The organism is Burkholderia sp. 9777_1386 (assembly GCF_015712265.1).
Classification (GTDB): Bacteria; Pseudomonadota; Gammaproteobacteria; order Burkholderiales; family Burkholderiaceae; genus Burkholderia; species Burkholderia cenocepacia.
This window is the reverse complement of record NZ_JACCQB010000070.1, coordinates 1-23,545: the sequence shown is the minus strand read 5'-3', so window position 1 is coordinate 23,545 and position 23,545 is coordinate 1. Positions and strand designations below refer to the sequence as shown.

The window sequence follows — 23,545 nt, the reverse complement described above, 5'->3', positions numbered from 1 at the left end:
AATCGAGGAGGCCGCGTGCCCATCCAGGAAGCCTTGCTGAAGATGTCGATGTACGTGTCGCTGGTGCCGATCGTGCCGGGGCCGACCAATACGCTGCTGCTGTCGTCCGGCTTGAAGGTCCGCTTGCGTGGCACCTGGCCGCTGATCGTCGCCGAGGCGCTCGCTACGCGATCGCGATTGCCGGATGGGGTTCTTCCTGTCCGCGCTCGCTGCGGGCCGGCCCTGGCTTTATGACGCGGTCAAGCTCGCGAGTTCCATCTACATCTTTTTCCTCGCGCTGAAGATATGGACGCATAAAGCAAGCTGGGCGGCGCGCGGCGCTTCATTGCGCGACGCCGCGCTTCGGAAACCGCATCGCTATGACGAGCCCGCCGTCGGCCGCGTTGGCAATTTGCAGCGTGCCGCCGTGATGGCGAACGAGGCGGTGAACGATGGCCAGGCCCAAACCGCTGTGCGAGGTGCCGCCGCGAGCGGGATCGAGCCGGACAAACGGACGCAGCACGCGATCCAGATCAGGCTCGGATACGCCGGGCCCGTGGTCTCGCACCACGAGTTCGTAGTGCTCGCCATGCGCTCGCGTGGTGATCTCCACGGGCGGCTCGCCGTAGGTCAGCGCATTTTCGACGAGGTTCGAGAGCATGCGGTCGATGTCGACCGCAGGTAGCATGAAGTCGGGCCCCGCGTGAAGATCGAGCGTGACGAGCGCATCCCGGTGCGCCTCGCCGCTCGGACTCGGTGCGTCGGTGTAATCGCGACGGCAATGCGTGTCCACGCTGATCCGCGGCGAACCTTCGGGGATCTCGCGCGCAAAGTCGAGAAACTGCGTGATGACACGCGACATGGATTCGGTATCGCGCAGAAAGCCCTCGCGATCGCCACGATCGGTCAGCAGGTCTGCCCGCACCTGCATGCGTGTGATCGGTGTGCGCAGGTCGTGCGCGATACTCGCCAGCATCACGGCGCGCTCGCGCTCGGCCACGGCCAGCTCGCCGGTCATGTCGTTGAAGTCGCCGATCAGCTCGCGCAATTCGCGCGGCCCGCGCTTGCGCACCATGTTCAGATGGTGGCCGGTGCGATGTTCGCGCGCGGCTGCGGCAAGATCGCGAATGGGGCGATTCAATTGCCACGCAAGCACGACGGCAACCACGATGGCGAACATCAGCGTCAACGCCAGCGCCCCGGTGAAACGGCTCAGCGGCACCTCGGCTTGCGGCAGCACGATGCCACGCGTGCTGCCCGCGGGGAGCACGCGCAGCGTGCCGTCGTCGTCCATTGCCACGTGAGTGCCCGGCGGCAGCACGTGCCGCAATTGCCGTTCGATGGGCCCGTTCGTGTCGTCGCGAAAGCGCCGCGCGTCGGCGGCCGGCAGTTGCTTCAGGTCCACGAACGAAATACCGAGGATGTCCGCCCCGGACCGCTCGCCGTCGCCGCCCCGCCCGTCCATGCCGGCGGCAACCTCCACGACGCGCGAAATATGGAAGGCGGCGAGGCTCGCGCGCGTTCGCTCGATCAACAGCAGCGACGTGAGATGAACCAGCATCAGCAGGCCCACCGTGGTGATGACGAGCCGGCCGAACATCGTATCAAGTGGATTCTTCATCGGCCGGGTTGTCGGGAATGAACATGTAGCCGATCCCGCGCACGGTTTGCAGCCGTCGGGGATTGGACGGGTCGTCCTCGATCAGGCGGCGCAGGCGCCATACCGGCACGTCGATGCCGCGCTCGGTCACTTCGGCATCCGGACCGTGGAGCAATTCGATTAGCCGCGTACGCGAAAGCGTTTCCATGGGGTGCGAGGCCAGCACCTCGAGCAGCGCGTACTCGCCGCCGGTGAGCTTCACGGGCGTGCCTTCGCACAGCAGCGTGCGCGTCGCGAAATCCAGTTCGAAGCGGCCGAACCGGCACGGAGCGGGCTTCTCCTGCACCGCTGTCGTCCGCGGTGGCCCTTGGCGGCGCAGCACTGCCTGGATGCGCGCGAGCAGTTCCTGGGGCATGAACGGCTTGCCCAGATAGTCGTCCGCCCCGAGTTCGAGCCCGAGCACGCGGTCAATGCCGTCGGCGCGCGCGGTCAGCATGATGACGGGAATCGTGTCGCCGCTCGCGCGCAGCTGCTTGAGCGCGGTGAGGCCATCCACGCCCGGCATCATGAGGTCCAGCACGATGATGGCCGGCCGTTCGCGCTCCAGCCGCCGCGCGAGATTCGTTGCATCGTGCAGAACGGAGAACTCGATGCCGCGCTGCTGGAAGAACCTGCGCAGCAGGTCGCGCAGTTCCGCATCGTCGTCGACGAGCAGGACTTGCGGCGCGGAGCCGGGGATGGAAGGTGGGTGCATTTCAGGTATTCAGGGCGGCGTGAGGACGAAATGATGGTAGCCCGGATACGATCTGACTGGCTTTCGAAATATTACTGTGATTTGCGATTCCTAACGGAACCAGCACAAGGGCCGGGCCGCGAGGGTATTACGTATGCCGAAATCCCGATTCTCTTCCCCCTCTCCAGGCGCGTCACTGGACAGTAAGTTTCCGTAAGCACAAAAAAATGCGCCGTCGGTAGCGTTACGCCTTGTCCAGCACCGGCACCGCCAGGTCCCCTGAAGCGTCCGGAGCCGTCCCGTTCTCGCATCGCGCGACATCGCGATGTCCAAACAGGTCAAAGATGAAGACGCCCATTCTCGCGAACCACGCGCACCACCCCATGACGTACAGGCCGCGCCAGCTGTTTGCCGCACTCTCGATCCTTGCGATAGTCGGAACCGCCGGCTGCAACAGGCAAACCGGCGCACCGCCCGGCGGCTTCGCCACGCAGACCGCCCAGGTGGGCGTGCTCTCGCTCGCGCCGCAGCGGATCGTCGAAACGACCGAACTTTCCGGCCGCCTTTCCGCGCAGAAGGTCTCCGACGTACGACCGCAGGTGAGCGGCATCATCCTCAAGCGCTTGTTCGTGGAAGGCAGTGACGTGAAGGCGGGCCAGGTGCTCTACCAGATCGATCCGGCCACCTACCAGGCTGCCTACGACCAGGCACGCGGCACGCTGGAAAACGCCCGCGCCACGCTGGCTTCGGCGAAGACGAAAGCGGACCGCTTCACCGAACTCGTGAAGATCAACGCCGTGAGCAAGCAGGACTACGACGACGCCGTCGCCGCGGTTCGCGCAGACGCCGCGAGCGTCACGGCCGACGAGGCAGCGCTCGAATCCGCGCGCGTGAACCTCGAATACACGCACGTGCGTGCGCCCATCTCCGGACGCATCGGCGCATCGACCGTGACGGAAGGCGCGCTCGTGACCTCGAACCAGACCACCGCGCTCGCCACCATCCAGGCGTTCGACCGGATGTACCTCGACGTCACGCGCCCCAGCACGGAATGGCTGAGGCTTCGCAAGGCCTTCGCTTCCGGGCGCCTGAAGAAAACGGGCAGCGACAGCGCCGCCGTCACGCTCGTGATGGAAGACGGCACCGAATACGCCCACCCCGGCGCGCTGCAGTTCTCCGGCGTCACGGTGGACGCCACCACCGGGTCGGTCACGCTGCGCAGCACGTTCCCGAACCCCGAACGCGAATTGCTTCCCGGCATGTTCGTGCGCGCCCGCCTGGAAGAAGGCGAGAACGACAACGCGATACTCGTGCCGCAGATGGCCGTGACGCGCGCGTCGGACGGCAAGGCGAGCGTCTACGTCGTGGATGCGGCCGGCAACGCGCGGCAAGTGCAAGTCACGGCCGACAACGCATTCCGGGACCAATGGATCGTGACCTCGGGCCTGCACGCCGGCGACCGCGTGATCGTGAGCGGCCTGCAGAGCGTGCATGCGGGCGCGCCGGTCAAGGTGGCGGCCGATACGCCGCAGACGCAGGCGAACGCGGCATCCGCGGCACCCGCGACGGACACGGCCTCGACCGTGTCGGCACGACGCTAGGCGGAGAACGGCATGGCAGAGTTCTTCATCAAGCGCCCCATTCTCGCGTGGGTCATGGCCATCGTCATCATGCTGGTGGGCGCGGCGGCGGTCACGAGTCTTCCCGTCGCGCAGTACCCCACCATCGCGCCGCCCTCGGTGCAGGTGACGGCCATTTACCCCGGCGCCTCCGCCGACACCGTCGCTGCAACCGTGACCCAGGTGATCGAGCAGAAGCTGAGCGGCATCGACAACGTGCTGTACATGTCGTCCACGAGCAGTTCCGCCGGGCAGGCCACCATCACGCTGACGTTCAATCCCGGAACGAATCCCGACATCGCGCAGGTACAGGTGCAGAACAAGGTGACGCAGGCCACGCCTACCCTGCCCCAAACGGTGCAGGAGCAAGGTGTGCAGGTCGCGAAGGCGTCGACGAGCTTCCTCATGATCGTCGCGCTCTCGTCGCCGGGCGGCACCTGGAATTCGGTGGATCTCGGCAACATCATCGCGACCCGGATCGAAGATCCGCTCGCGCAGTTGAACGGCGTGGGCGACGTGACGCTGTTCGGCGCGCAGCACGCGATGCGCATCTGGCTCAACCCGGTGAAGCTGCGCAGTTTCGGACTCGCGCCCTCCGACGTGACCACGGCCATCACGAACCAGAACGTCGAGCTTTCCACAGGGCAGGTCGGCGGCTCGCCGGCAACGGATTCGCAGGCCATCAACGCGACCATCCGCTCGTCGAGTCTGCTGACGAGCGCCGACCAGTTCGCCAGCATCCTGCTGCGCGTGAACAGCGACGGCTCGCGCGTGCTGCTGAAGGACGTGGCGCGCGTCGAGGTGGGCGGCGACAGCTACGACACCGCGTCTCGTCTGAACGGCAAGCCGGCATCCGCGCTCGCCATCAAGCTCGCCACCGGCGCCAACGCGCTGGACGCGGCCAACGCCGTGCGCGCGAAGCTCGCCGAGATCCAGCTGCAATTGCCGAAGGACGTCGCGATCAGTTACCCGTACGACACCACGCCGTTCGTTCGCATCTCGATCGAAGAGGTCGTGAAGACGCTGTTCGAAGCGGTCGTACTGGTCTTCCTCGTGATGTACCTGTTCCTGCAGAACGTGCGCGCCACGCTGATTCCGACCCTCGTGGTGCCCGTTGCGCTGCTCGGCACGTTCGGCGTGATGTCGATGATCGGTTTTTCGATCAACGTACTCTCGATGTTCGCGATGGTGCTCGCCATCGGCCTGCTCGTGGACGACGCCATCGTGGTGGTGGAAAACGTCGAGCGCATCATGAGCGAGGAGAAGCTCGGCCCGAAGGAAGCCACGCACAAGGCGATGGGGCAGATTACCGGCGCCCTGGTCGGCGTGACCACCGTGCTCACCGCCGTCTTCATTCCGATGGCGTTCTTCGCGGGCTCCACGGGCGCGATCTACCGGCAGTTCTCCATCACCATCGTCTCGGCGATGCTGCTGTCGGTCATGCTCGCGCTTACGCTCACGCCGGCGCTGTGCGCCACGCTGCTCAAGCGCGCCGACGTGGAGCACCACGACAAGCGCGGCTTCTTCGGCTGGTTCAACCGGTGGTTCGCCAAGCGCAACGCGGGCTACAGTTCCTCGCTCGCACGCGTGGTCGCGCGACCCGCGCGTTACATGCTGCTCTACGGCGCGATCGCCGGCGTCGTGGCGTTGCTCTACGTCACGTTGCCCTCCTCGTTCCTGCCTGACGAAGACCAGGGCTACTTCATCGTGTCGATCAGCGCGCCCGCGGGCACGCCGGCCTCGCGTACGCTGAAGACGGTGGAGGCCGTGGAGCAGTACGTGCTGAAGGACGAGCCGGGCGTCAAGCAGGTCATCGCCATCAACGGCTTCAGCTTCAACGGCCAGGGGCAGAACAACGCCATCGCGTTCGTGACGCTCAAGGACTGGAGCCTGCGCGGTTCGCGCGACAGCGTGTCGGCCATCATCGCGCGCGCCAACCAGCATTTCGCCGGCAATCGCGACGCGCGCATCTTCGTGCTGAACCCGCCCGCCATTCAGGAACTGGGTACGCAAAGCGGCCTCGACTTCGAGATAGAAGATCGCGGCGGCGCAGGCCACGACAAGCTGCTCGCGGTGCGCAACCAGTTTCTCGGCATGGCGTCGAAGGAGCCGACGCTCGCGATGGTGCGTCCGTCCGGCCTTGAAGACACGCCGCAGCTGCAGGTGGACATCGACCGCGAAAAAGCCAACGCGCTGGGGCTTTCCATCTCCGACGTCAACGCGACGCTGCAGACCGCGTTCGGTTCGTCCTACGTGAACAACTACATCGACACGGGGCGCGTGCAGAAAGTCTACGTGCAGTCGGACGCCCCGTATCGCATGATGCCTGCCGACCTTGGCGACTGGTATGTGAAGGCAAGCAGCAGTGCGTCGAGTTCGTCGTCCTCGAGCACCACCACGAGCACGACCGGCTACGACTCCACGATGGTGCCCTTCTCGTCGTTCGCAAAGAGCCACTGGACGTTCGGGCCGCCACAGATCGAACGCTACAACCGGCAGCTCGCCACCGGCATTTCGGCCGCCACGCGGCCCGGCGTGAGCACCGGCGAGGCAATGACGGCAGTCGAACAGCTTGCACGCAAACTGCCGCCCGGCTTCGCCGTGGAATGGACGGGCCAGTCGTATCAGGAGAAGCAGGCCGGCTCGCAAGCCACGGTGCTCTATGCGATCTCGCTCGTCGTCGTGTTCCTGTGCCTGGCGGGCCTCTACGAAAGCTGGTCGATTCCGCTTGCGGTGCTGCTCGTCGTGCCGCTCGGTGTGCTGGGCGCGTTACTTGCCGCTCATGGGCGCGGGCTTTCGAACGACATCTATTTCAAGGTGGGGCTGCTGGCCACTATCGGTCTGTCCACGAAGAACGCCATCTTGATCGTCGAGTTCGCGAAGGATCTGCAAGCGCAGGGACGCAGCCTCGTGGACGCCGTACTCGAAGCCGCCCACATGCGGCTGCGCCCCATTCTCATGACTTCGCTCGCGTTCGTGTTCGGCGTCCTGCCGCTCGTCATCAGTACGGGTGCCGGCGCCGGCGCACGCCACGCCATCGGCACGGGCGTGACGGGCGGCATGATCGCGGCCACGGTGCTCGCCATCTTCTTCGTACCGGTCTTCTTCGTCGTGGTGCGCAGACTGTTCAACGAACACGGTCACACGACGGACTCCGCCGGCATCAACGAGGGCAACGCATGAAACGCACACTGATCGCCCTTGTCTGCATGGGCATGCTGGCAGGCTGCACGCTGGACCCGACGTACCACAGGCCGGCCGCACCGGTCGACAATACCTGGTCCACCGTGCCCTCGCGGTCGCAGCCGAAGGCCGCGCAGAGCACGGCTGCGGCACCGCTGGGAGCCGACCTCGGCTGGCGCGACTTCTTCAAGGATCCGCGACTGCAAAAGCTGATCGAACTCGCGCTCGCGAACAACCGCGACATGCGCGTGGCCGCGCTCAACGTGGCGCAGTACGAAGCGCAGTACCGCATAGCGCGCGCCAACGTCGGACCGGCCATCAACGCATCCGGCTCGATCACGCGCGAACGCGTGGCCGGCTCCACGGGCGCATACGGTTCGAGCAGCGCGAGCGTGGGCCTCACATCGTGGGAAATCGACTTCTTCGGCCGCCTGCGCAGCCTCAAGCGCCAGGCGCTGGAGCAGTACCTCGCCACGGACGCCGCGCGCACCAGCACGCAGATCAGCCTGATCGCGACCGTCGCCACCGACTATCTGCAACTGCGCTCCGACGAGACGTCGTTGCAGATCGCGCAGAACACCGTGGATGCGGACCAGCACACCTACGATCTCACGGTGAACATGATGAAAATGGGCAGCGCGTCGCTGCAGGACGTGCGCCAGGCCGAAAATTCGCTGGCGAGCGCGCGGTCGAGTCTCGCCTCGTACACGCGTGCGGTCGCGCAGGACCGCAACAACCTGGTGGCCGAAATCGGTGCGCCGCTGCCCGACGATCTGCCGCAGGGCCCTTCGCTGATGGAAAGCGAGCACACGTTCGCGGACATTGGCGAAGGCGTGCCGTCGGATCTGCTCGCGCGCCGGCCCGACATCGTCGAAGCCGAGCACACGCTGAAGGCCGCCAACGCCAACATCGGTGCGGCGCGCGCCGCGTTCTTTCCGAAGATCGAGCTGACGGCTTCCGCGGGCACCACGAGCGGCAGCCTCTCGAACCTGTTCAAGGCGGGCACGGGGGCGTGGACGTTTGCGCCGACCCTCTCGGTGCCGCTCTTCGATTTCGGCTACAACCGCGCCACGCTGGACGTGGCGAAAGTCGAGAAGGACATCGACGTCGCCCACTATGAAAAGGCCATCCAGACGGCGTTCAAGGAGGTGTCGAATGCACTCGCGGGACGCACCACGTACGTCACCCAGGTCGCCGCGGATCGCGACTACGTCGAGTCCGCGCGGCAGTACTACGACCTCGCGCAGGCACGCTATCGCAGCGGCACCGACAGCTTCCTGACCCTGCTCGACGCGCAGCGCACGCTCTACGCCGCGCAACAGCAACTGGTCACGGACATGCTCGCCAAGCAGTCCAATCTCATCGCGCTGTACAAGGTGCTGGGCGGCGGCTGGCGGGAAACGAGCGCGGTGGCGCAGCGGTAGCCTCCGTACGCCCGTGACCGACGCGCTTTCGCACATCACGGGCGTCTTGCCATCGATGCCTCGTTCCCCCGCGGGAACGGACTGCTAAAAACAGCCATGCGCACGACGGATCGCGCGCGGTTCTCGCGAAAGCCCGTCTTTCTGGCCCATCCTCGCCGGCCCTCCCACGTGCAATCTTTTTGCATGCCGACAGCGGCATGCGGGCGTCTCGTCCGCCTGGCCAGCGACCGAAAAGTGACCCTCCTAACATCATAGGATTGCATTTTCACATTCAATGTGATTTTATTATCACCTGTCGCGAGCGGCCGCCGACCATGCGCGCGCCGCGGCGCATCCCATACCAAGGAAGAGACGCAGATGGAGACAATCGCCGTCATCGGCAGCAACATGGTCGACCTCGTGACCTATGTCGCGCGCATGCCCGCCCGGGGCGAGACGCTGGAGGCCCCGAACTTCGAGCTCGGCTGCGGCGGCAAGGGCGCGAACCAGGCCGTCGCGGCCGCGCGCCTCGGCGCGCGCGTCGTGATGGTCACGAAAGTCGGCGACGACGTGTTCGCCGACAACACGATCCGCAACTTCGAACGCGAAGGCATCGACACCACGCACGTGCGCAAGGTCGCCGGCGTGCCGAGCGGCGTCGCGCCGATCTTCGTCGAGCCCGATTCGAGCAACAGCATCCTGATCGTCAAGGGCGCGAACCGCCACCTGCGGCCGGCCGACATCGACGCGGCCGCGCCGATGCTCGCCGAATGCGCGCTGATCGTGCTGCAGCTCGAGATCGAGCTCGACACCGTCTATCACGCGATCGAATTCGGCGCGCGGCACGGCATTCCGGTGCTGCTGAATCCCGCACCGGCGGTCGCCGACCTCGATTTCGAACGCATCCGCTCCGTCGAATTCTTCGTGCCGAACGAAACCGAGCTCGCGATCGTGTCGGGTATGCCGGTCGATTCGCGCGAAAGTGCGACCCGCGCCGCCGAAGCGCTGGTCGCGCGCGGGCTCAAGCACGTGCTCGTCACGCTCGGCAGCAACGGTTCGCTGCTGGTATCGCGCGACGGCGTGCGGCACGTGCCGGGCGTGCCGGTCGACGCGCGCGACACGACGGGCGCGGGCGATGCCTATATCGGCTGCTTCGCACGCTGCTATGCGGCGTCGCGCGACGCGATCGATGCGATGCGTTACGCATCCGCGTACGCCGCGCATTCGGTCACGGGCCTCGGCACGCAAAAGTCGTACGCCGACGCCGCGACGTTCGAACGCTTTCTCCGCGACGCCGGCTTCTGACCGGCGCCTTCATCGACGAGACATTGGGAAGGAGACACCCATGAGCCGAACCCGGATCGAACACGCCCCCGACGGCTATTACCTGAATCGCACGCCGCTCTTCGCGTTCACGCTGCTGTGCTGCCTGTTCGCGCTGTGGGGCACCGCCGCGAACCTGAACGACGTGCTGATCGCGCAGTTCAAGAAATCGTTCTTCCTGTCCGATTTCGAATCGGCGTTCGTGCAGTCCGCGTTCTATCTCGGCTACTTCTTCCTTGCGATTCCGGCCGCGACCGTCGTGAAGAAGTTCAGCTACAAGACGACGATCCTCGTCGGCCTGCTGCTCTACACGACCGGCTGCCTGCTGTTCTTCCCGGCCGCGTCGATGGCGAAGTACGGGATGTTCCTCGTCGCGCTGTTCGTGATCGCCGCGGGCCTGTCGTTCCTCGAAACGGCGTCGAACTCGTATTCGACGCTGATGGGCCCGCGCGGCACCAGCACCCGGCGCCTGAACATCTCGCAGACGTTCTACCCGTTCGGCGCGATGGCCGGCGTCTACATGGGCAGCTTCCTGATCTTCAAGGAAGGCGACGCGTCGCATGCGCAGCTCGCGGCGATGTCGGCCGCCGACGCGCACACGCATCAGCTCGCGATGATCCAGGCGACGCTCGAGCCGTACAAGTGGCTGATCGTCGTGCTCGTCGCGGTGTTCATCGTGTTTGCGCTCACGCCGTACCCGGCCTGCAAGGGCAACGGCACGGGCGCGGTCACGCACCGGATCGACGCGCGCGGCACGCTCGCGCGGCTGTTCGGCAACCGGCGCTTCGTCGCGGGCGTGGTCGCGCAGTTCCTGTACGTCGGCGCGCAGGTCGGCGTGTGGAGCTTCACGATCCGGCTCGCGATGCAGATCGGCGGCCTCACCGAGCGCGGCGCGTCGCGCTACCTGCTCGCGACCTTCTTCGCGTTCTTCGTCGGCAAGCTGGTCGCGACGCTCGTGATGAAACGCGTCGGGCCGGCCAAGGTGCTGATCGTCTACGGCATCCTGTGCATCGCGCTGCTCGCGTACACGATCAGCGTGCACAACATCACCGCCGTCTATGCGGCCGTGTGCGTGAGCGTCTTCCTCGGCCCGTGCTGGCCGACGATCTACGGGCTGACGATCGACGGCCTCGGCAAGGACACCGAATACGGCGGCTCGATCCTCGTGATGAGCATCGTCGGCGGCGCGGTCGTGCCGCTGATCCAGGGGCTGATCTCGGATCACACCGGCGGCAACATGCAGCTCGCGTTCGTCGTGCCGCTCGTCTGCTTCGTCGTGATCGTCTACTACGGCTTCTACTGCCTGCGTCACCTGCCGGCGGCGACGCCCGACGCGGCGGCCGACGGCCACGCGTCCACGCGCTACGCCGCGACGCGCAACACGTCGGGAGCCTGACGATGCGGGGCGAGATCGAACTGCGGCGCGACGACTTCCGCGAAACACCGCGCACGCTGTACCGCACCGACGGCCTCACCGTGACCGCGTTCGCGTATCCGTCCGGCGTCGAGGCGCTGAAGCTCGAGAACCGTCGCGGCCATCTCGTCGTGCTGCCGTATCTCGGCCAGATGATCTGGGCGGCCGAATTCGACGGCCGCGACCTGACGATGAAGCACATGTTCCGGCAGCCGAAGCGCGTGGCGTCGATCATCGACACCTACGGCTGCTTCATGTTCCACAGCGGACTGCTGCGCAACGGCTGCCCGGGGCCGGACGACACGCACGCGCTGCACGGCGAGATGCCGTGCGCGCCGATGGACCGCGCGAGCCTCGTCGTCGGCGCGGATGCGCGCGGCGCGACGGTCGAGGTGACCGGCGAGTACGAATACGTGCAGGGCTTCGGCAGCCACTACGTCGCGCGTCCGTCGGTGCGGCTGGCCGAGCACGATGCGCGGATGACGATCGCGATGGACGTGACGAACCTCGGCGGCGCGCCGATGGACCTGATGTACATGGCCCACCTGAACTACGCGTACGTGCCGGGCGGCCGCTTCGAGCAGTCGCTCCCGCCTGGCGGCATGCGGCTGCGCGACAGCGTGCCCGCGCACGTGAAGCCGACCGCCGCGTGGCGCGACTACACGGCCACGCTCGCGCGCGATCCGGCGCGGCTCGCGACGCTCGATGCGCCCGCGCTGTACGACCCCGAGATCGTGTTCTTCATGAACGAGGTTGAAACGGATGGCGACGGCGTCGCGCATTTCCGGCTCGCGCATCCGGACGGCGGCGCGTTCCACACCGCGTACCGCCCCGCGCAATTCCCGCATGCGACGCGCTGGATCCTGCACAACGCGGACCAGCAGGTCGCTGCGTTCGCGTTGCCGTCGACCTGCGAGCCCGAAGGTTACGAAGCCGAACGCCGCAAGGGCCACGTCGCGGCGCTGGCGCCGGGCGCGTCGCGCCGCTTCGACGTGGTCACCGGCTACCTGAGCGCGGCGGAAGCGCGCGATGCGTGATGTGATGGAAAACGTGATGAAAACCGCGACGAAAAGCGCGCCGCACGCCCGCGCCGCCTCACGTCACGAGCGCGATCCCGTGCTCGCGGATCGCGGTTTCGTAGCGACGGCTCAGTTGCCCGTCGGAGATCACGTAGTTGAAATCGGTCAGTTCCGCGAAATAGGCCGCGCGCACTTCGTCGAACTTCGTGTGGTCGACCAGCAGGAAGCGGTTCTGCGCGCGCGCCATCACCTTCTTCTTCGCGTCGACTTCGTGGAAGTTGAAGCACGTGACGCCGCAGCGGTCGCTCACGCCGGCCGCCGAGATGAACGCCTTCGACACGCGCACCGAATCGAGGATGCCCGTTTCGGCGACCGATTCGAACACCATGTTCTGGCGGTGATACGCGCCGCCGCACAGGATCACGTTGCAATGCGGCTTCTGCTGCAGCTTCGCGAATACGTTCAGCGAATTGCAGACCGCCGTGAATTCGAGGTCGTCGGCAATGAAATCGACGATGAACGGCGTGGTCGACCCGCAGTCGACGAAGATCGTGTCGCCGGTCGTCACGAATTGCGCGGCCAGCTTGCCGATGCGGCGCTTTTCCTCGGTCTGCCGGTTGTTCTCGGCGCTGATCAGGTATTCGCCGATGTCGCTGCGCTGCGCGGCGAAATGGCGCGTCACGTAGCCGCCGATCAGGCTGAGGCCGTGCGGGTTGTCCGCGAGATCGCGGCGGATCGTCATTTCGGACACGCCGAACAACTCGGCGACTTCCTTCAGATGAATCGCGTTCTGCCCTTGCAGCACGTTCATCAATGTCTTGATCCGCTCGCCCTTCTTTGTTTCCATGCCTGTATCCTGCGTGCCCGCCGCGTGAGTCGCTCGTCGTGCCGGGCGCGCGGGCCCGGCCGGAATGTCGTATTTGTAACAAACCGATGTGAAAACATCAACTTTCCGTGTGCCCTTTCCGCACACGATCCGTGGAGTCCTGACACATGCCGCTTTCCAACGCCCAACTCGCCCAAACCATCGATCACACGCTGCTCGCGCCCGACGCGAGCGACGCGCAGATCCGCGAACTCTGCCGCCAGGCGGCCGAGCATCGCTTTTACTCGGTCTGCGTGAATTCGGCGAACGTGCCGCTCGCCGCGCGCGAGCTGGCCGATACCGGCGTGCTCGTGTGTGCCGTGGTCGGCTTTCCGCTCGGCGCGGGGCTGTCCGCCGCGAAGGCATTCGAAGCCACCGCCGCGATCGCGGCGGGCGCCGGCGAGATCGACATGGTGATCAACATCGGCGCGCTGAAAAGCGGCCGCGCCGACGACGTGAAGGCCGACATCGACGCCGTGCATCGCGCGTGCGGCACGGTGCCGCTCAAGGTGATCCTCGAAACGGGGTTGCTGACCGACGACGAGAAGGTGCGCGTGTGCGAGATGTGCCGCGATCTCGGCGTCGCGTTCGTGAAGACGTCGACCGGGTTCGGCCACGGCGGCGCGACGCTCGCCGACGTCGCGCTGATGCGCCGCACGGTCGGACCGACGCTCGGCGTGAAGGCGTCGGGCGGCGTGCGCGACCGCGCGGCCGCGCTCGCGATGCTCGAAGCCGGCGCGACGCGGCTCGGTACGAGCTCGGGAGTGGCGATCGTCAGCGATCAGGCGGGCGGCGGATCGGGGTACTGACGCGCGAACGGCCGGCCTTCGCACGCGTGCATCACGCGTCAAGACTGGCCGTCGAAACGCCTCGCGCAGGTTCCGGCCGGACCCGGTCCGACGTCGGACGCACGCCAGGCGACGCTCGGTGCGGCACACGCCATCGACGGCCAGCACGGCGATGCTGCGATCGGTGGTGCACACATCGGCTGCACCACCGCTACGGCGGCGCCGGCCGGGTACTGCGCTCGCCCGGCACGTGGCGGCATCGCGACGTCCACGTTGCCCCGCCCGCGCCATTCACGACCCGATAGCCCTTGTCGCAGAACGCGTCGGGCTGCTCGGCCGTCGGCAACCAACGTAAGGTATCGAACAGAAGCGTCCTTCGCGAAAATACGAAAATCGAAAGATCAGAGGCCGTCTGCATCGCTTCGCGATCCGTGAACTCATCGTCAAGGTTCCAATGCAAGCCAATCTTCGGTCCCGGTTCCATCACGACGGCTTTGCGGTCATCAACGGGCTGATCGACACCGCGGAGATCGAGGACTTGCGCGAAATCGGCCATCGTCTGCTCGGCAGTCGCACGGGCTACGCCCAGGGCCTGATGTTCGATTTCTATCCCGAGTCGAACGGGGGCGATTCCGGGCCTCAACTTCTCCAACTTCACTGGGCGTCCTATTTCGAGCGTCGGCTGGCGAAACTCCGTATCCGCTGCGCCGCGTTCGATATCGCCAAGGCGCTGCTCGGCCCGAATGTTCGTTTTGCCGGCGACAGCTTTTTCCTGAAGCAGTCGCGTACGGACACCGTGACGCCATGGCATCAGGACGACGCGTTTACCGACGCGCGCATCGACCATCGCGAAGTCAACTTCTGGATTCCGTTGCAAGCCGTGTCGGTCGACAACGGGTGCATGCGGTTCATCCCCGGGTCTCATCTGTACGACGTCCTTCCGCACGTACCGCTCGGGGGCGACGTGACCGCCCATGGACTCGAGTGTGTCGGCGGATTCGATCCGGCGCGCGCCGTGACGTGTCCGTTGATGCCGGGAGACTGCACCGTGCATGCGGGGCGCACGCTGCACGCCGCGGGGGCAAACTTCTCGGATCGGCCGCGGTACGCGTATGCGCTCAATTTCCGGTTACCACGACGGTGCTCGAGTACGACGACGAACTTTCCCTGGCACGACACGTGGCGCCCCTCGCGCATCGAGCGCTCCCAGGCGTCCCGGAATCTACGTGGGTGCTGGCCGTCCCTTCTGCACGAACTGTACACGTTCGATTTTCGCAATCCGTTCGAGTGGCGACTCGCGGGCGGCAGGATCGCGCGTTGGCTGAACGCGCCGCGGCAACCGATGCGCGAACCCGAGCCGGAATGAATCGCGGCGGGATCGGTGGAGCGCTGCCCCATCTCCCGTACGCGCGGGTCGGCGGAAATTTTCCATCGATTCCGGCGCGATCCGTCGCACGAGCGTGCATCATGCGGGCGGCGTCCGGCAAATGCACGGCGTTCGGCCAAGGACGCTGGCTCGCCTCTTCCGCACACATGACAACCCCGGCACAATGCCGCCCATGCGCTACGACAATACCTTCGTCTACCCGTCCTCCGGCTTCGCCGGCCGGCTCGCCAACCGGATCGTCGCGAGCGGCCCGCTGCTGCGCGCACGCCGCGCGCTGCTGTCGCGGCTGCCGTTCCTGCAGCTCGCGAGCGACGTCGAGCACGTCGTGTATTGCACGTGGGTCGTCGATGTCGCGGCCGTCGCGCCGCTCGTGCCGCGCGGCGTCACGCTCGCGAGCCGTGGCGGCCGCACGCTGTTCACGACGCTCACCTACCGGCACCGCCACTTCGGCCCGCGGCTCGCCGGCCCGCTGCGGCGCGTGTTTCCGTCGCCGCTGCAAAGCAACTGGCGGCTCTACGTCGACGCGCTGCCGGACGGCGCGCCGGCCGGGCGCACCGTGCTGTTCGTGAAGAACGTGTTCGACCACCCGCTCTATGCACTCGGCAGCCGGCTGTTCAGCGACGCGCTGCCGTCGCATCTCGCGCGGCCCTTCACGCATGCGGCGCGCGACGGACGCTACGACACGCTGCTGGCCGCGAGCGGCGGCAGCGCACCCGACTTCCGCTGCACGGCCGAAGCGTCGCACGACCGCACGCTGCCCGACGCCTTCGCGCCGTTCTTCGACGACTGGCGCGCGGCGGTCGCCGCGCTGTCGCTGCAGCACGCGGCCGTCGCCCATGTGGCAGACTGCGATCGCCTCGCGCATGCGTCGATCGACCTGCCGATCGACGTCGACGCGGTGCGGCCGCTCAAGACGATCGGCCCCGCAGGCGGCGGCGACTTCCTCGCCCGCATCGGCGCGACCGGCGAGCCGCTGTGCTTCGTCGTGCCGGACGTCGCATTCCGCGTCCTGTCCGAGCGGCTGCTGTAGCGCGCGGCTCAGGCGCGCCGGCGCCCCGGCGGGCGATCGTCCGCACCGCTTTCGTCCGCGAGCCGTCCCGCGTAATCGCGCGCGAACTGCACCGCGATGCGGCCCGAACGCGCGCCGCGTTCGAGCGCCCACTGCAGCGCGGGCTCGCGGGCCGCGCGAACCTGCGCGTCATCGAAACCGGCGGCGCCGAGCCGGCTCTCGACGACGGCCAGGTACTCGTCCTGCGTGAAGCCGTAGAACGTGACCCAGATCCCGAAGCGCTCGGACAGCGAAATCCGCTCCTCGACCGCGTCGCCCGGGTGCAGCTCGCCGTTCTCCGCACGCGTCACGTTCGCGTTGTCGCTCGCCTGCTCGGGCATCAGGTGGCGGCGATTCGACGTCGCGTACACGAGCACGTTCGACAGGTCGCTCGCGACCGAGCCGTCGAGCACCGTCTTGAGGCCCTTGTAGCCGGTCTCGCCGGCCTCGAACGACAGGTCGTCGCAAAACACGAGGTAGCGCTCGGGCCGCGCGCGCACCAGCTCGACGATCGCCGGCAGATCGTTCAGCCCTTCCTTGCTGACCTCGATCAACCGCAGGCCGTGCGCCGCGAACGCATGCAGGCACGCCTTCACGATCGACGACTTGCCGGTACCGCGTGCGCCGGTCAGCAACACGTGATTGGCCGCGAACCCGTGCACGAACTGGCGCGTGTTCCGCTCGACGATCGCCGCCTGCCGGCCGACGTTGCGCAGCGCGTCGAACCCGACGAGCGCGGGCGTGGCGATCGGTTCGAGCGGCGCCGTTCGATGGCCGCCGCCGACACCGCACCAGCGAAACGCAATGGCCGCATCGAAATCGATCGCGGCCGGCTGGCGGATGCCCGCCAACGCCTCGAGCGCGGTCGCGATCCGTTCGAGCTGGCGCGCGAGCGCCGGCGCGGCACCGGGCGCGCGTTCGTCCGGCAGCATGGCCATCAGATCCTGGAGGTCCGCATGCGCGCTCATTGGCGGGCTCCTTGCGATGCACCGGCTTGAAACGGAAACCGCTGCGCGAGCGCGACGCCGAGCAGCGCGACACCGCCGCCGATCAGGTGATACAGCCGCAGCGATTCGCCGAGCAGCACGATCGCGCCGCCGGCCGTCATCACGGGCAGCAGGTTCATGAACATCGCGCAGCGGCTCGGGCCGAGCAGCCGCACGCCCTGCATCCACAAATACGGGAGCACCACCGACGCCAGCACGCCGGCATACAGGATCAGCGGCACGCTCGCGCGCGTCGGCCATGCGGCCTGCGCAGGCAGCCGCAGCAGCATCGGCGCCATGAACACGAGCGCGGCCAGCGCCTGCACGTAAGTCGACTGCCACGCGGGCAGCGCGCCGATGCGCCAGCGCTTGAGCAGCACGCCGTACAGCGCGTACGCGGCCGACGCGGCCAGCATCAGCAGGTCGCCCAGCTGCACGCCGCGCGCGGCGATCGCCGTCGGGTGCCCTTCGGCGATCAGGTAGACGACGCCCGCGAGCGACAGCACGCCGCCGCCGATCATGCCGGCGCCCGGCGGATCGCCGAGCAGCAGCGAGCTCAGCAGCATCGTCATCAGCGGCACGAGCGCGGTGATGATCGCCATGTTGGTCGCGCTGGTCGTTTTCGCGGCCTCGTAGGACAGGCTCTGGAACAGCGCCATCGCGAGAAAGCCGAGCACCGCGAGCTTCGGCAGGTGCGCGACGAGCACCGCGCGATTGCGCCACGCGGGGCGCAGCGTGAAGACGCTCATCAGCGCGACGGCGAGCAGCAACCGGTAGAACGTGATGGCCGACGGGTCGATCGTCGACGCGGACAGCTTCGAGACGACGACGTTGCCGGCCCACAGCGCGATCGCGCAGAAGGGGAGCAGAAAAGGAGACTTGTTCATCGCGTTGGACGGATTAATATCGTGACAGGGAGGCTGGCGTGAATCGGAACGCCATCGTGCCCGCCCGCCCACTGCCTGTCTCACGCCAAAATGTCACGACTTGTCGCCAATCGGACACTCGAGTCCACCCCGCCGTTTGCGCACCTGCGCTACGAATCGACGCCGATGCCCGTGTCGGCGATGGCGGCCACCTACGTGCACGGCACGTCGATCGCGCCGCACCGCCATCGGCGCGCGCAACTGCTCTATGCGATCGAGGGCGTGATGCACGTCGAATCCGAAGGTGCATCGTGGGTCGTGCCGCCGACGCGCGGCGTATGGCTCGAAGCCGGGCTCGACCATACGGTGCAGATGAGCGGCGACGTGCAGATGCGCACGGTGTTCGTCGAGCCGGGCGCGGTCGAGCACCTGCCCGCGCGCAGTTGCGTCGTCGAAGTGCATCCGCTGCTGCGCGAGCTGATTCTCGCCGCGGTCGACGTGCCGCTCGATTACGCGCCGGGCTCGCGCCACGATCACCTGATGCACCTGCTGCTTGCGGAAGTGACCGTCGCGCCGCTGCTGCCGCTGTACCTGCCGTGGCCGCACGACGCGCGCCTGCGGACGATCTGCGACACGCTGGTCGCCACGCCCGACGACCTGCGCACGATCGCCGAGTGGGCCGACCTGCTCGGCCTGTCGGTCCGCACGCTGCATCGCGCGTTCCGGCGCGAGACGGGGCTCAGCTTCCGCCGCTGGCGCGAGCAGGCGCGGCTGCTGCTCGCACTCAAGCGTCTGGCGCACGGCGAAAAAGTGCTGACCGTCGCGATGGATCACGGCTACAGCAGCCAGAGCGCGTTCTCCGCGATGTTCAAGCGGCACTTCGGGATGTCGCCGTCGGCGTTTTACGCGTAACGGCGGCGCTGCCGCTAGCGCGCCGCGAGTGCCGCGATGAAGCATGCGCATGCGGCGGCCGATGCCACCGTGCGCACGTGATTCCACCTCGTCCAGTCGTGCAGGTAGCGCGTCCACAGCGCCGCGCCTTGCGCCGTGGCCGGATCGGCTGCGGCGAGCGCATCGTTGAGCGGCACGTTGACGGCCAGCGTCACCGCGAACATGCCGAACACGTACAGCACGCCGCCGGCGAGCGCCGCCATCGCGCCCGGCGAATCGCGATCGAACAGCGCGATCACGACGAGCGCGAGCGCCATCAGCGTCGTGACGAGAAACAGCGGCATGAACGGCGAACGCACGATGTCGACGTTGATCGCGTTCATCGCGGCCGCGCCGGCCGGCGGCGCGAGCCGTCCGAGCGACGTCATCACGAACGTCGAGAACGCGAAGTACACGCCGGCCATCAGCCCGCAGCCGATGGCGGAACCCCACAGCAACGCGGCCGTCACGAACGCGATCATGGTCGGGCGCTCCATACGCCGGTCGCGGCGACCGCGCGCGCATAGTCGGAGAAATCGCGCGCCGGGCGCCCGAGCGTGGCGTCGACGCCGTGCGTCACCGCGCTGTTGCGCCCGTCGAGCACCCCGTCGAACAGGTCGTCGAGCAACGCGACGACCGGCTCCGGCACGCCGACCTCGCGCAGCCCCGCGACGAATGCATCGTGCGGAATCTCGCGGTAGGCGATCGGCCGCCCGGCGGCCCGCGCGATTTCGTCGACCGCTTCCGCGAACGTCAGCGCGCGCGGGCCGGTGACCTCGATCACGCGGTCCGCGAACCGCGCATCGGTGAGCGCGGCCACGGCCACGTCCGCGATGTCGTCCGCATCGACGAACGGCTCGCGCACCGCGCCGGCCGACAGCGCGACTTCGCCGGCCAGCACGCCGTCGAGCAGATAGCCTTCGGAGAAGTTCTGGTTGAACCAGCTTGCCCGCACGACACCCCAGCCCACGCCCGACGCCTGCAACGCAGCCTCGGCGGCCTGTGCGCGCGGCTCGCCGCGCCCGGACAGCAGCACCACGCGCTCGACGCCGAGGTCCCGCGCGAGCCGCGCGAATCGGGCGATCGCGTCCACCGCGCCTTCGACGGCCAGATCGGGCTGGTAGGTCACATAGGCGGCCGACACCCCATCGAGCGCGGCCGGCCACGTTTCGGGCGCCGTCCAGTCGAAGCGGACGGCCGACGTGCGCGATACCGGCCGTGTCGCATGGCCGCGCGCACGCAGCCGGGCATCGACGCGGGCGCCCGTCTTGCCCGAACCGCCGACGATGAGGAGGGGAAGTGCCGACATGTGCGTCTCCTTTTGGAAAAACACGAGAATCTCTCGTGTTTCAAAAACACGATAGACTCTCGCATTAGGAACGTCAAGCTTTTCGGGAGGCGGCATGGGCCGACAAAAATCGGGGCAGAGCGACGAGCCCGACGCGGCGGCAGCGGACGCGCCGGCGCGCGCGCGGCTGGTACCGACGCAGCAGCGCAGCCGCGAGCGGTTCGAGCGCATCCTCGCGTGCGCGTCGGAAGTGATGATCGAGAAAGGCTGCGACGCGTTCCGGATGAGCGACATCGTCGAACGCACGGGCATCTCGTTCGGTTCGCTGTACCAGTACTTTCCGGACAAGGCCGCGGTGATCGGCACGCTCGCGGAGCGCTACAACGCCGTCGGCCACGACTGCGTGCGGCGCGACCTCGCGGGAATGAAGACGATCGACGATCTGCACGCCACGCTCGCGCGCATCACGGACAGCTACTACCGGATGTTCGTCGACGAGCCGCTGATGCGCGACATCTGGCGCGCGACGCAGGCCGATCGCGCGCTGCAGGCACTGGATCGCGCGGACGGCGAATTCCTGGCCGGACTGTTCGCGGATGCGCTGGCGGAAGTCGCGCCCGACACGACGCGCGCACAGCGCAGCGCATTCGCGGAACTGATAATGATCCAGATCGCGGCGGCCGTACGCCATGCGATCACGCTGCCGCCGAAGGCGGCGCGGCACATGCTGGCGATGTTCAAGCGCGCGCTGCCGCGCGACCTGTCGGTGCTCGACGCGTAATCGCGCCGCGCGCGCCGCACCATGCACGCGGCCGCCCGAAGGCGGCCGCGCGAAGTGGCATGACGCGCCGCTTACTTGCTGTAGTCGTACACGCCGCGCCCGGTCTTGCGCCCGAGCCGCCCGGCCGACACCATCTCGCGCAGCAGCGGGCACGCGCGATACTTCGGATCGCCGAAGTCCTTCACGAACACGTCCATCACCGCGAGGCACACGTCGAGGCCCACGAGGTCGGCCAGCGCGAGCGGCCCGATCGGGTGGTTCGCGCCGAGCTTCATCCCCGCGTCGATCTCCTCGGCCGACGCGATGCCTTCGGCCAGCACGAAGAACGCTTCGTTGATCATCGGCACCAGGATCCGGTTCACGACGAAGCCCGGCGAATTGCGCACGCCGATCGGCGACTTGTCGAAACGCTCAGTCAGCGCGCGCACGGCCGACGCGGTCGCGTCGCTCGTCTGCAGCCCGCGGATGATCTCGACGAGCGGCATCAGCGGCACCGGGTTGAAGAAGTGCATGCCGAGAAAACGCGACGGATCGGCGAGCGGCGCCGCGAGCGCGGTGATCGAGATCGACGACGTGTTGGTCGCGATGATCGCGTCCGGGCGTGCGACGGCCTCGATCTGCTTCAGGATGCGGCCCTTCAGCTCGACGTTCTCGGTCGCGGCTTCGATCACGATGTCGACGACGGCGAGCTTCGCGTAGTCGGTCGACGTCGTGATGCGCGCGAGCGCCGCATCGCGTGCGGCCGCGTCGAGCTTGTCCTTCGACACGAGCCGCTCGAGGCTGCCCTTCAGCGTCGCGAGGCCCTTGTCGAGCGCGGCGTCGCTGACGTCGATCATCACGACGTTCAGTCCTGCAACGGCCGCCGTTTGCGCAATGCCGTTACCCATGGTTCCGGCGCCCACGACGCCGACGGTTTCGATGGCCATGAAATGTCCTGTGTGTTCGGATGCTGAGCGGTCGATTATCAGATGTTCTCGAAGATCGCCGCAATCCCCTGGCCGCCGCCGATGCACATCGTCACGAGCGCGTAACGCCCGCCGATGCGCTTCAGCTCGTACAGCGCCTTCACCGTGATCAGCGCGCCGGTCGCACCGATCGGGTGACCGAGCGAGATGCCCGAACCGTTCGGGTTGACCTTGGCCGGATCGAGGCCGAGCGCCTGCGTGACCGCACAGGCCTGCGCGGCGAACGCCTCGTTCGCTTCGATCACGTCGAGATCGCTGATCTTCAGGCCCGCGCGTTCGAGCGCCTTCTGCGTGGCCGGCACCGGGCCGATGCCCATGTACGCCGGATCGACGCCCGCGTGCGCATACGCGACGAGGCGCGCGAGCGGCTTCACGCCCTGCGCGCGCGCGGCGTCCGCGCTCATCATCAGCACGGCGGCCGCGGCATCGTTGATGCCCGACGCGTTGCCGGCCGTCACGGTGCCGTTCTCCTTCGCGAACACCGGCTTGAGCTTCGTGAAATCGTCCGCGCTCGCGTCGTGACGCACGTGCTCGTCGGTGTCGAACGCGACTTCGCCCTTCTTGGTGCGGATCGAGATCGGCAGGATCTGGTCCTTGAAGCGCCCTTCCGCGATCGCGCGCGCCGCGCGACGATGCGATTCGAGCGCCAGCGCGTCCTGCGCTTCACGCGAGATGTCGTATTTCTTCGCGACGTTCTCGGCCGTCACGCCCATGTGGATCGTCTGGAACGGGTCGTGCAGCGCGCCGAGCATCATGTCGACGAGCTTGCCGTCGCCCATGCGCTGGCCGAAGCGCGCGGCCGGCACGGTGTACGGCGCGCGGCTCATGCTCTCCGAGCCGCCGCCGATCGCGACGTCGGCATCGCCGAGCATGATCGTCTGCGCGGCCGACACGATCGCCTGCAGGCCCGAGCCGCACAGGCGGTTCACGGTCAACGCCGGCGTGTGCTGCGCGACGCCGCCGTTGATCGCCGCGACGCGCGCGAGATACATGTCCTTCGGCTCGGTGTTCACGACGTGGCCGAACACGACGTGCCCGACCGCGTCGCCCGGCACGTTCGCGCGCGACAGCACTTCGGCGACCACCTTCGCGCCGAGGTCGGTCGGCGAGAAATCCTTCAGGCTGCCGCCGAAATCACCGATCGCGGTACGGACACCGCTCACCACCACGACTTCCTTCGCTGCATTGCTCATCGTCTCACTCCGGTTCGTTCGCGCCCGCGGGGCGCGGGGATGCGTTGCGTTACATGTTCGGGTAATTCGGCCCGCCGCCGCCTTCCGGCGTGACCCACACGATGTTCTGCGTCGGGTCCTTGATGTCGCAGGTCTTGCAGTGCACGCAGTTCTGCGCGTTGATCACGAGGCGCTC

At 67.4% G+C, this 23,545-nt stretch carries 21 protein-coding genes and 1 pseudogene; 12 read left to right on the top strand and 10 right to left on the bottom strand.

Translation table 11 applies throughout. From position 1 onward, the window contains the following. Positions 1-15: 15 nt before the first annotated feature. Positions 16-292 (top strand): annotated as a pseudogene (locus tag H0X91_RS31440) (LysE family translocator); the annotation flags it as partial. A 30-nt stretch (positions 293-322) separates the two neighbouring features. Here H0X91_RS31440 and H0X91_RS31435 read toward each other — a convergent pair. Both H0X91_RS31435 and H0X91_RS31430 read right to left on the bottom strand, forming a co-directional pair. Beyond that, positions 323-1,600: an ATP-binding protein gene (locus H0X91_RS31435; protein WP_043205951.1), complete on the bottom strand. Its 1,278-nt coding sequence runs from the start codon at positions 1,598-1,600 to the stop codon at positions 323-325. Further along, complete coding sequence (locus tag H0X91_RS31430) at positions 1,584-2,333, bottom strand: response regulator (protein ID WP_102898717.1); 750 nt, start codon at positions 2,331-2,333, stop codon at positions 1,584-1,586. Before H0X91_RS31430 ends, H0X91_RS31435 begins: the two co-directional genes overlap by 17 nt. Before the next feature lie 323 nt (positions 2,334-2,656). Here H0X91_RS31430 and H0X91_RS31425 point away from each other — a divergent pair, with 323 nt between their 5' ends. The 6 genes from H0X91_RS31425 (at position 2,657) to H0X91_RS31400 (ending at position 12,291) form a co-directional block, all read left to right on the top strand. After that, complete coding sequence (locus H0X91_RS31425) at positions 2,657-3,913, top strand: efflux RND transporter periplasmic adaptor subunit (RefSeq protein ID WP_006489739.1); 1,257 nt, start codon at positions 2,657-2,659, stop codon at positions 3,911-3,913. Between the two features lie 12 nt (positions 3,914-3,925). Then, positions 3,926-7,114: an efflux RND transporter permease subunit gene (locus H0X91_RS31420; protein ID WP_196433641.1), complete on the top strand. Its 3,189-nt coding sequence runs from the start codon at positions 3,926-3,928 to the stop codon at positions 7,112-7,114. Further along, on the top strand, positions 7,111-8,538 hold the full coding sequence (locus tag H0X91_RS31415; protein ID WP_196433640.1) for an efflux transporter outer membrane subunit: 1,428 nt from the start codon (positions 7,111-7,113) through the stop codon (positions 8,536-8,538). Before H0X91_RS31420 ends, H0X91_RS31415 begins: the two co-directional genes overlap by 4 nt. A 357-nt stretch (positions 8,539-8,895) precedes the next feature. Continuing rightward, positions 8,896-9,822, top strand: coding sequence for a ribokinase (rbsK, locus tag H0X91_RS31410; protein WP_006489721.1), 927 nt, complete (start codon positions 8,896-8,898; stop codon positions 9,820-9,822). Positions 9,823-9,862: 40 nt separating this feature from the next. Continuing rightward, on the top strand, positions 9,863-11,236 hold the full coding sequence (gene fucP / locus H0X91_RS31405) for an L-fucose:H+ symporter permease (RefSeq protein WP_006498514.1): 1,374 nt from the start codon (positions 9,863-9,865) through the stop codon (positions 11,234-11,236). A 2-nt stretch (positions 11,237-11,238) separates the two neighbouring features. Next, the gene (locus H0X91_RS31400; RefSeq protein ID WP_058903735.1) at positions 11,239-12,291 is read left to right on the top strand and encodes an aldose 1-epimerase family protein; all 1,053 of its coding nucleotides are present in this window, start codon (positions 11,239-11,241) and stop codon (positions 12,289-12,291) included. A 58-nt stretch (positions 12,292-12,349) separates the two neighbouring features. On the opposite strand, the gene deoR is transcribed toward H0X91_RS31400, so the two are convergent. Then, entirely contained in the window at positions 12,350-13,120 is a 771-nt protein-coding gene (deoR, locus tag H0X91_RS31395) for a DNA-binding transcriptional repressor DeoR (RefSeq protein ID WP_006491525.1), read from the bottom strand. Positions 13,121-13,266: 146 nt separating this feature from the next. Here deoR and deoC point away from each other — a divergent pair, with 146 nt between their 5' ends. From deoC to H0X91_RS31380, 3 genes are all read left to right on the top strand, one after another. After that, positions 13,267-13,947: a deoxyribose-phosphate aldolase gene (gene deoC / locus H0X91_RS31390; protein WP_034203726.1), complete on the top strand. Its 681-nt coding sequence runs from the start codon at positions 13,267-13,269 to the stop codon at positions 13,945-13,947. A gap of 433 nt (positions 13,948-14,380) precedes the next feature. Beyond that, positions 14,381-15,292 (top strand): phytanoyl-CoA dioxygenase family protein, encoded by a 912-nt coding sequence (locus H0X91_RS31385; protein WP_034203727.1) that lies wholly within the window; start codon positions 14,381-14,383, stop codon positions 15,290-15,292. A 184-nt stretch (positions 15,293-15,476) separates the two neighbouring features. Beyond that, the gene (locus H0X91_RS31380) at positions 15,477-16,343 is read left to right on the top strand and encodes a DUF2071 domain-containing protein (protein WP_012493784.1); all 867 of its coding nucleotides are present in this window, start codon (positions 15,477-15,479) and stop codon (positions 16,341-16,343) included. Positions 16,344-16,351: 8 nt separating this feature from the next. Here the strand turns inward: H0X91_RS31380 and H0X91_RS31375 are convergent, their stop codons facing one another. After that, positions 16,352-17,293 carry an ATP-binding protein gene (locus H0X91_RS31375; protein WP_069353749.1) on the bottom strand — a complete coding sequence of 314 codons (942 nt, stop codon included), beginning with the start codon at positions 17,291-17,293 and terminating at the stop codon, positions 16,352-16,354. Between the two features lie 32 nt (positions 17,294-17,325). Next, positions 17,326-18,234, bottom strand: a complete 909-nt coding sequence (locus H0X91_RS31370) for a DMT family transporter (protein ID WP_006489731.1) — start codon at positions 18,232-18,234, stop codon at positions 17,326-17,328. Positions 18,235-18,324: 90 nt separating this feature from the next. On the opposite strand from H0X91_RS31370, the gene H0X91_RS31365 reads away from it, so the two are divergent. Continuing rightward, the gene (locus H0X91_RS31365) at positions 18,325-19,125 is read left to right on the top strand and encodes an AraC family transcriptional regulator (RefSeq protein ID WP_059721730.1); all 801 of its coding nucleotides are present in this window, start codon (positions 18,325-18,327) and stop codon (positions 19,123-19,125) included. A gap of 14 nt (positions 19,126-19,139) precedes the next feature. Here the strand turns inward: H0X91_RS31365 and H0X91_RS31360 are convergent, their stop codons facing one another. Then, positions 19,140-19,625: an anthrone oxygenase family protein gene (locus tag H0X91_RS31360; RefSeq protein ID WP_058903737.1), complete on the bottom strand. Its 486-nt coding sequence runs from the start codon at positions 19,623-19,625 to the stop codon at positions 19,140-19,142. Further along, the gene (locus H0X91_RS31355; protein WP_034203732.1) at positions 19,622-20,452 is read right to left on the bottom strand and encodes an NmrA family transcriptional regulator; all 831 of its coding nucleotides are present in this window, start codon (positions 20,450-20,452) and stop codon (positions 19,622-19,624) included. Before H0X91_RS31355 ends, H0X91_RS31360 begins: the two co-directional genes overlap by 4 nt. A 94-nt stretch (positions 20,453-20,546) precedes the next feature. On the opposite strand from H0X91_RS31355, the gene H0X91_RS31350 reads away from it, so the two are divergent. Beyond that, positions 20,547-21,212 (top strand): TetR/AcrR family transcriptional regulator, encoded by a 666-nt coding sequence (locus H0X91_RS31350; RefSeq protein WP_077057093.1) that lies wholly within the window; start codon positions 20,547-20,549, stop codon positions 21,210-21,212. 71 nt (positions 21,213-21,283) lie between these two features. Here the strand turns inward: H0X91_RS31350 and H0X91_RS31345 are convergent, their stop codons facing one another. The 3 genes from H0X91_RS31345 to H0X91_RS31335 form a co-directional block, all read right to left on the bottom strand. Continuing rightward, the gene (locus H0X91_RS31345) at positions 21,284-22,138 is read right to left on the bottom strand and encodes a 3-hydroxybutyryl-CoA dehydrogenase (RefSeq protein ID WP_196433639.1); all 855 of its coding nucleotides are present in this window, start codon (positions 22,136-22,138) and stop codon (positions 21,284-21,286) included. Between the two features lie 38 nt (positions 22,139-22,176). Then, positions 22,177-23,370 carry a beta-ketothiolase BktB gene (bktB, locus tag H0X91_RS31340; protein ID WP_034203733.1) on the bottom strand — a complete coding sequence of 398 codons (1,194 nt, stop codon included), beginning with the start codon at positions 23,368-23,370 and terminating at the stop codon, positions 22,177-22,179. Positions 23,371-23,419: 49 nt separating this feature from the next. Then, the coding region (locus H0X91_RS31335; RefSeq protein ID WP_141718689.1) for a 4Fe-4S dicluster domain-containing protein at positions 23,420-23,545 on the bottom strand (126 nt) is incomplete at its 5' end.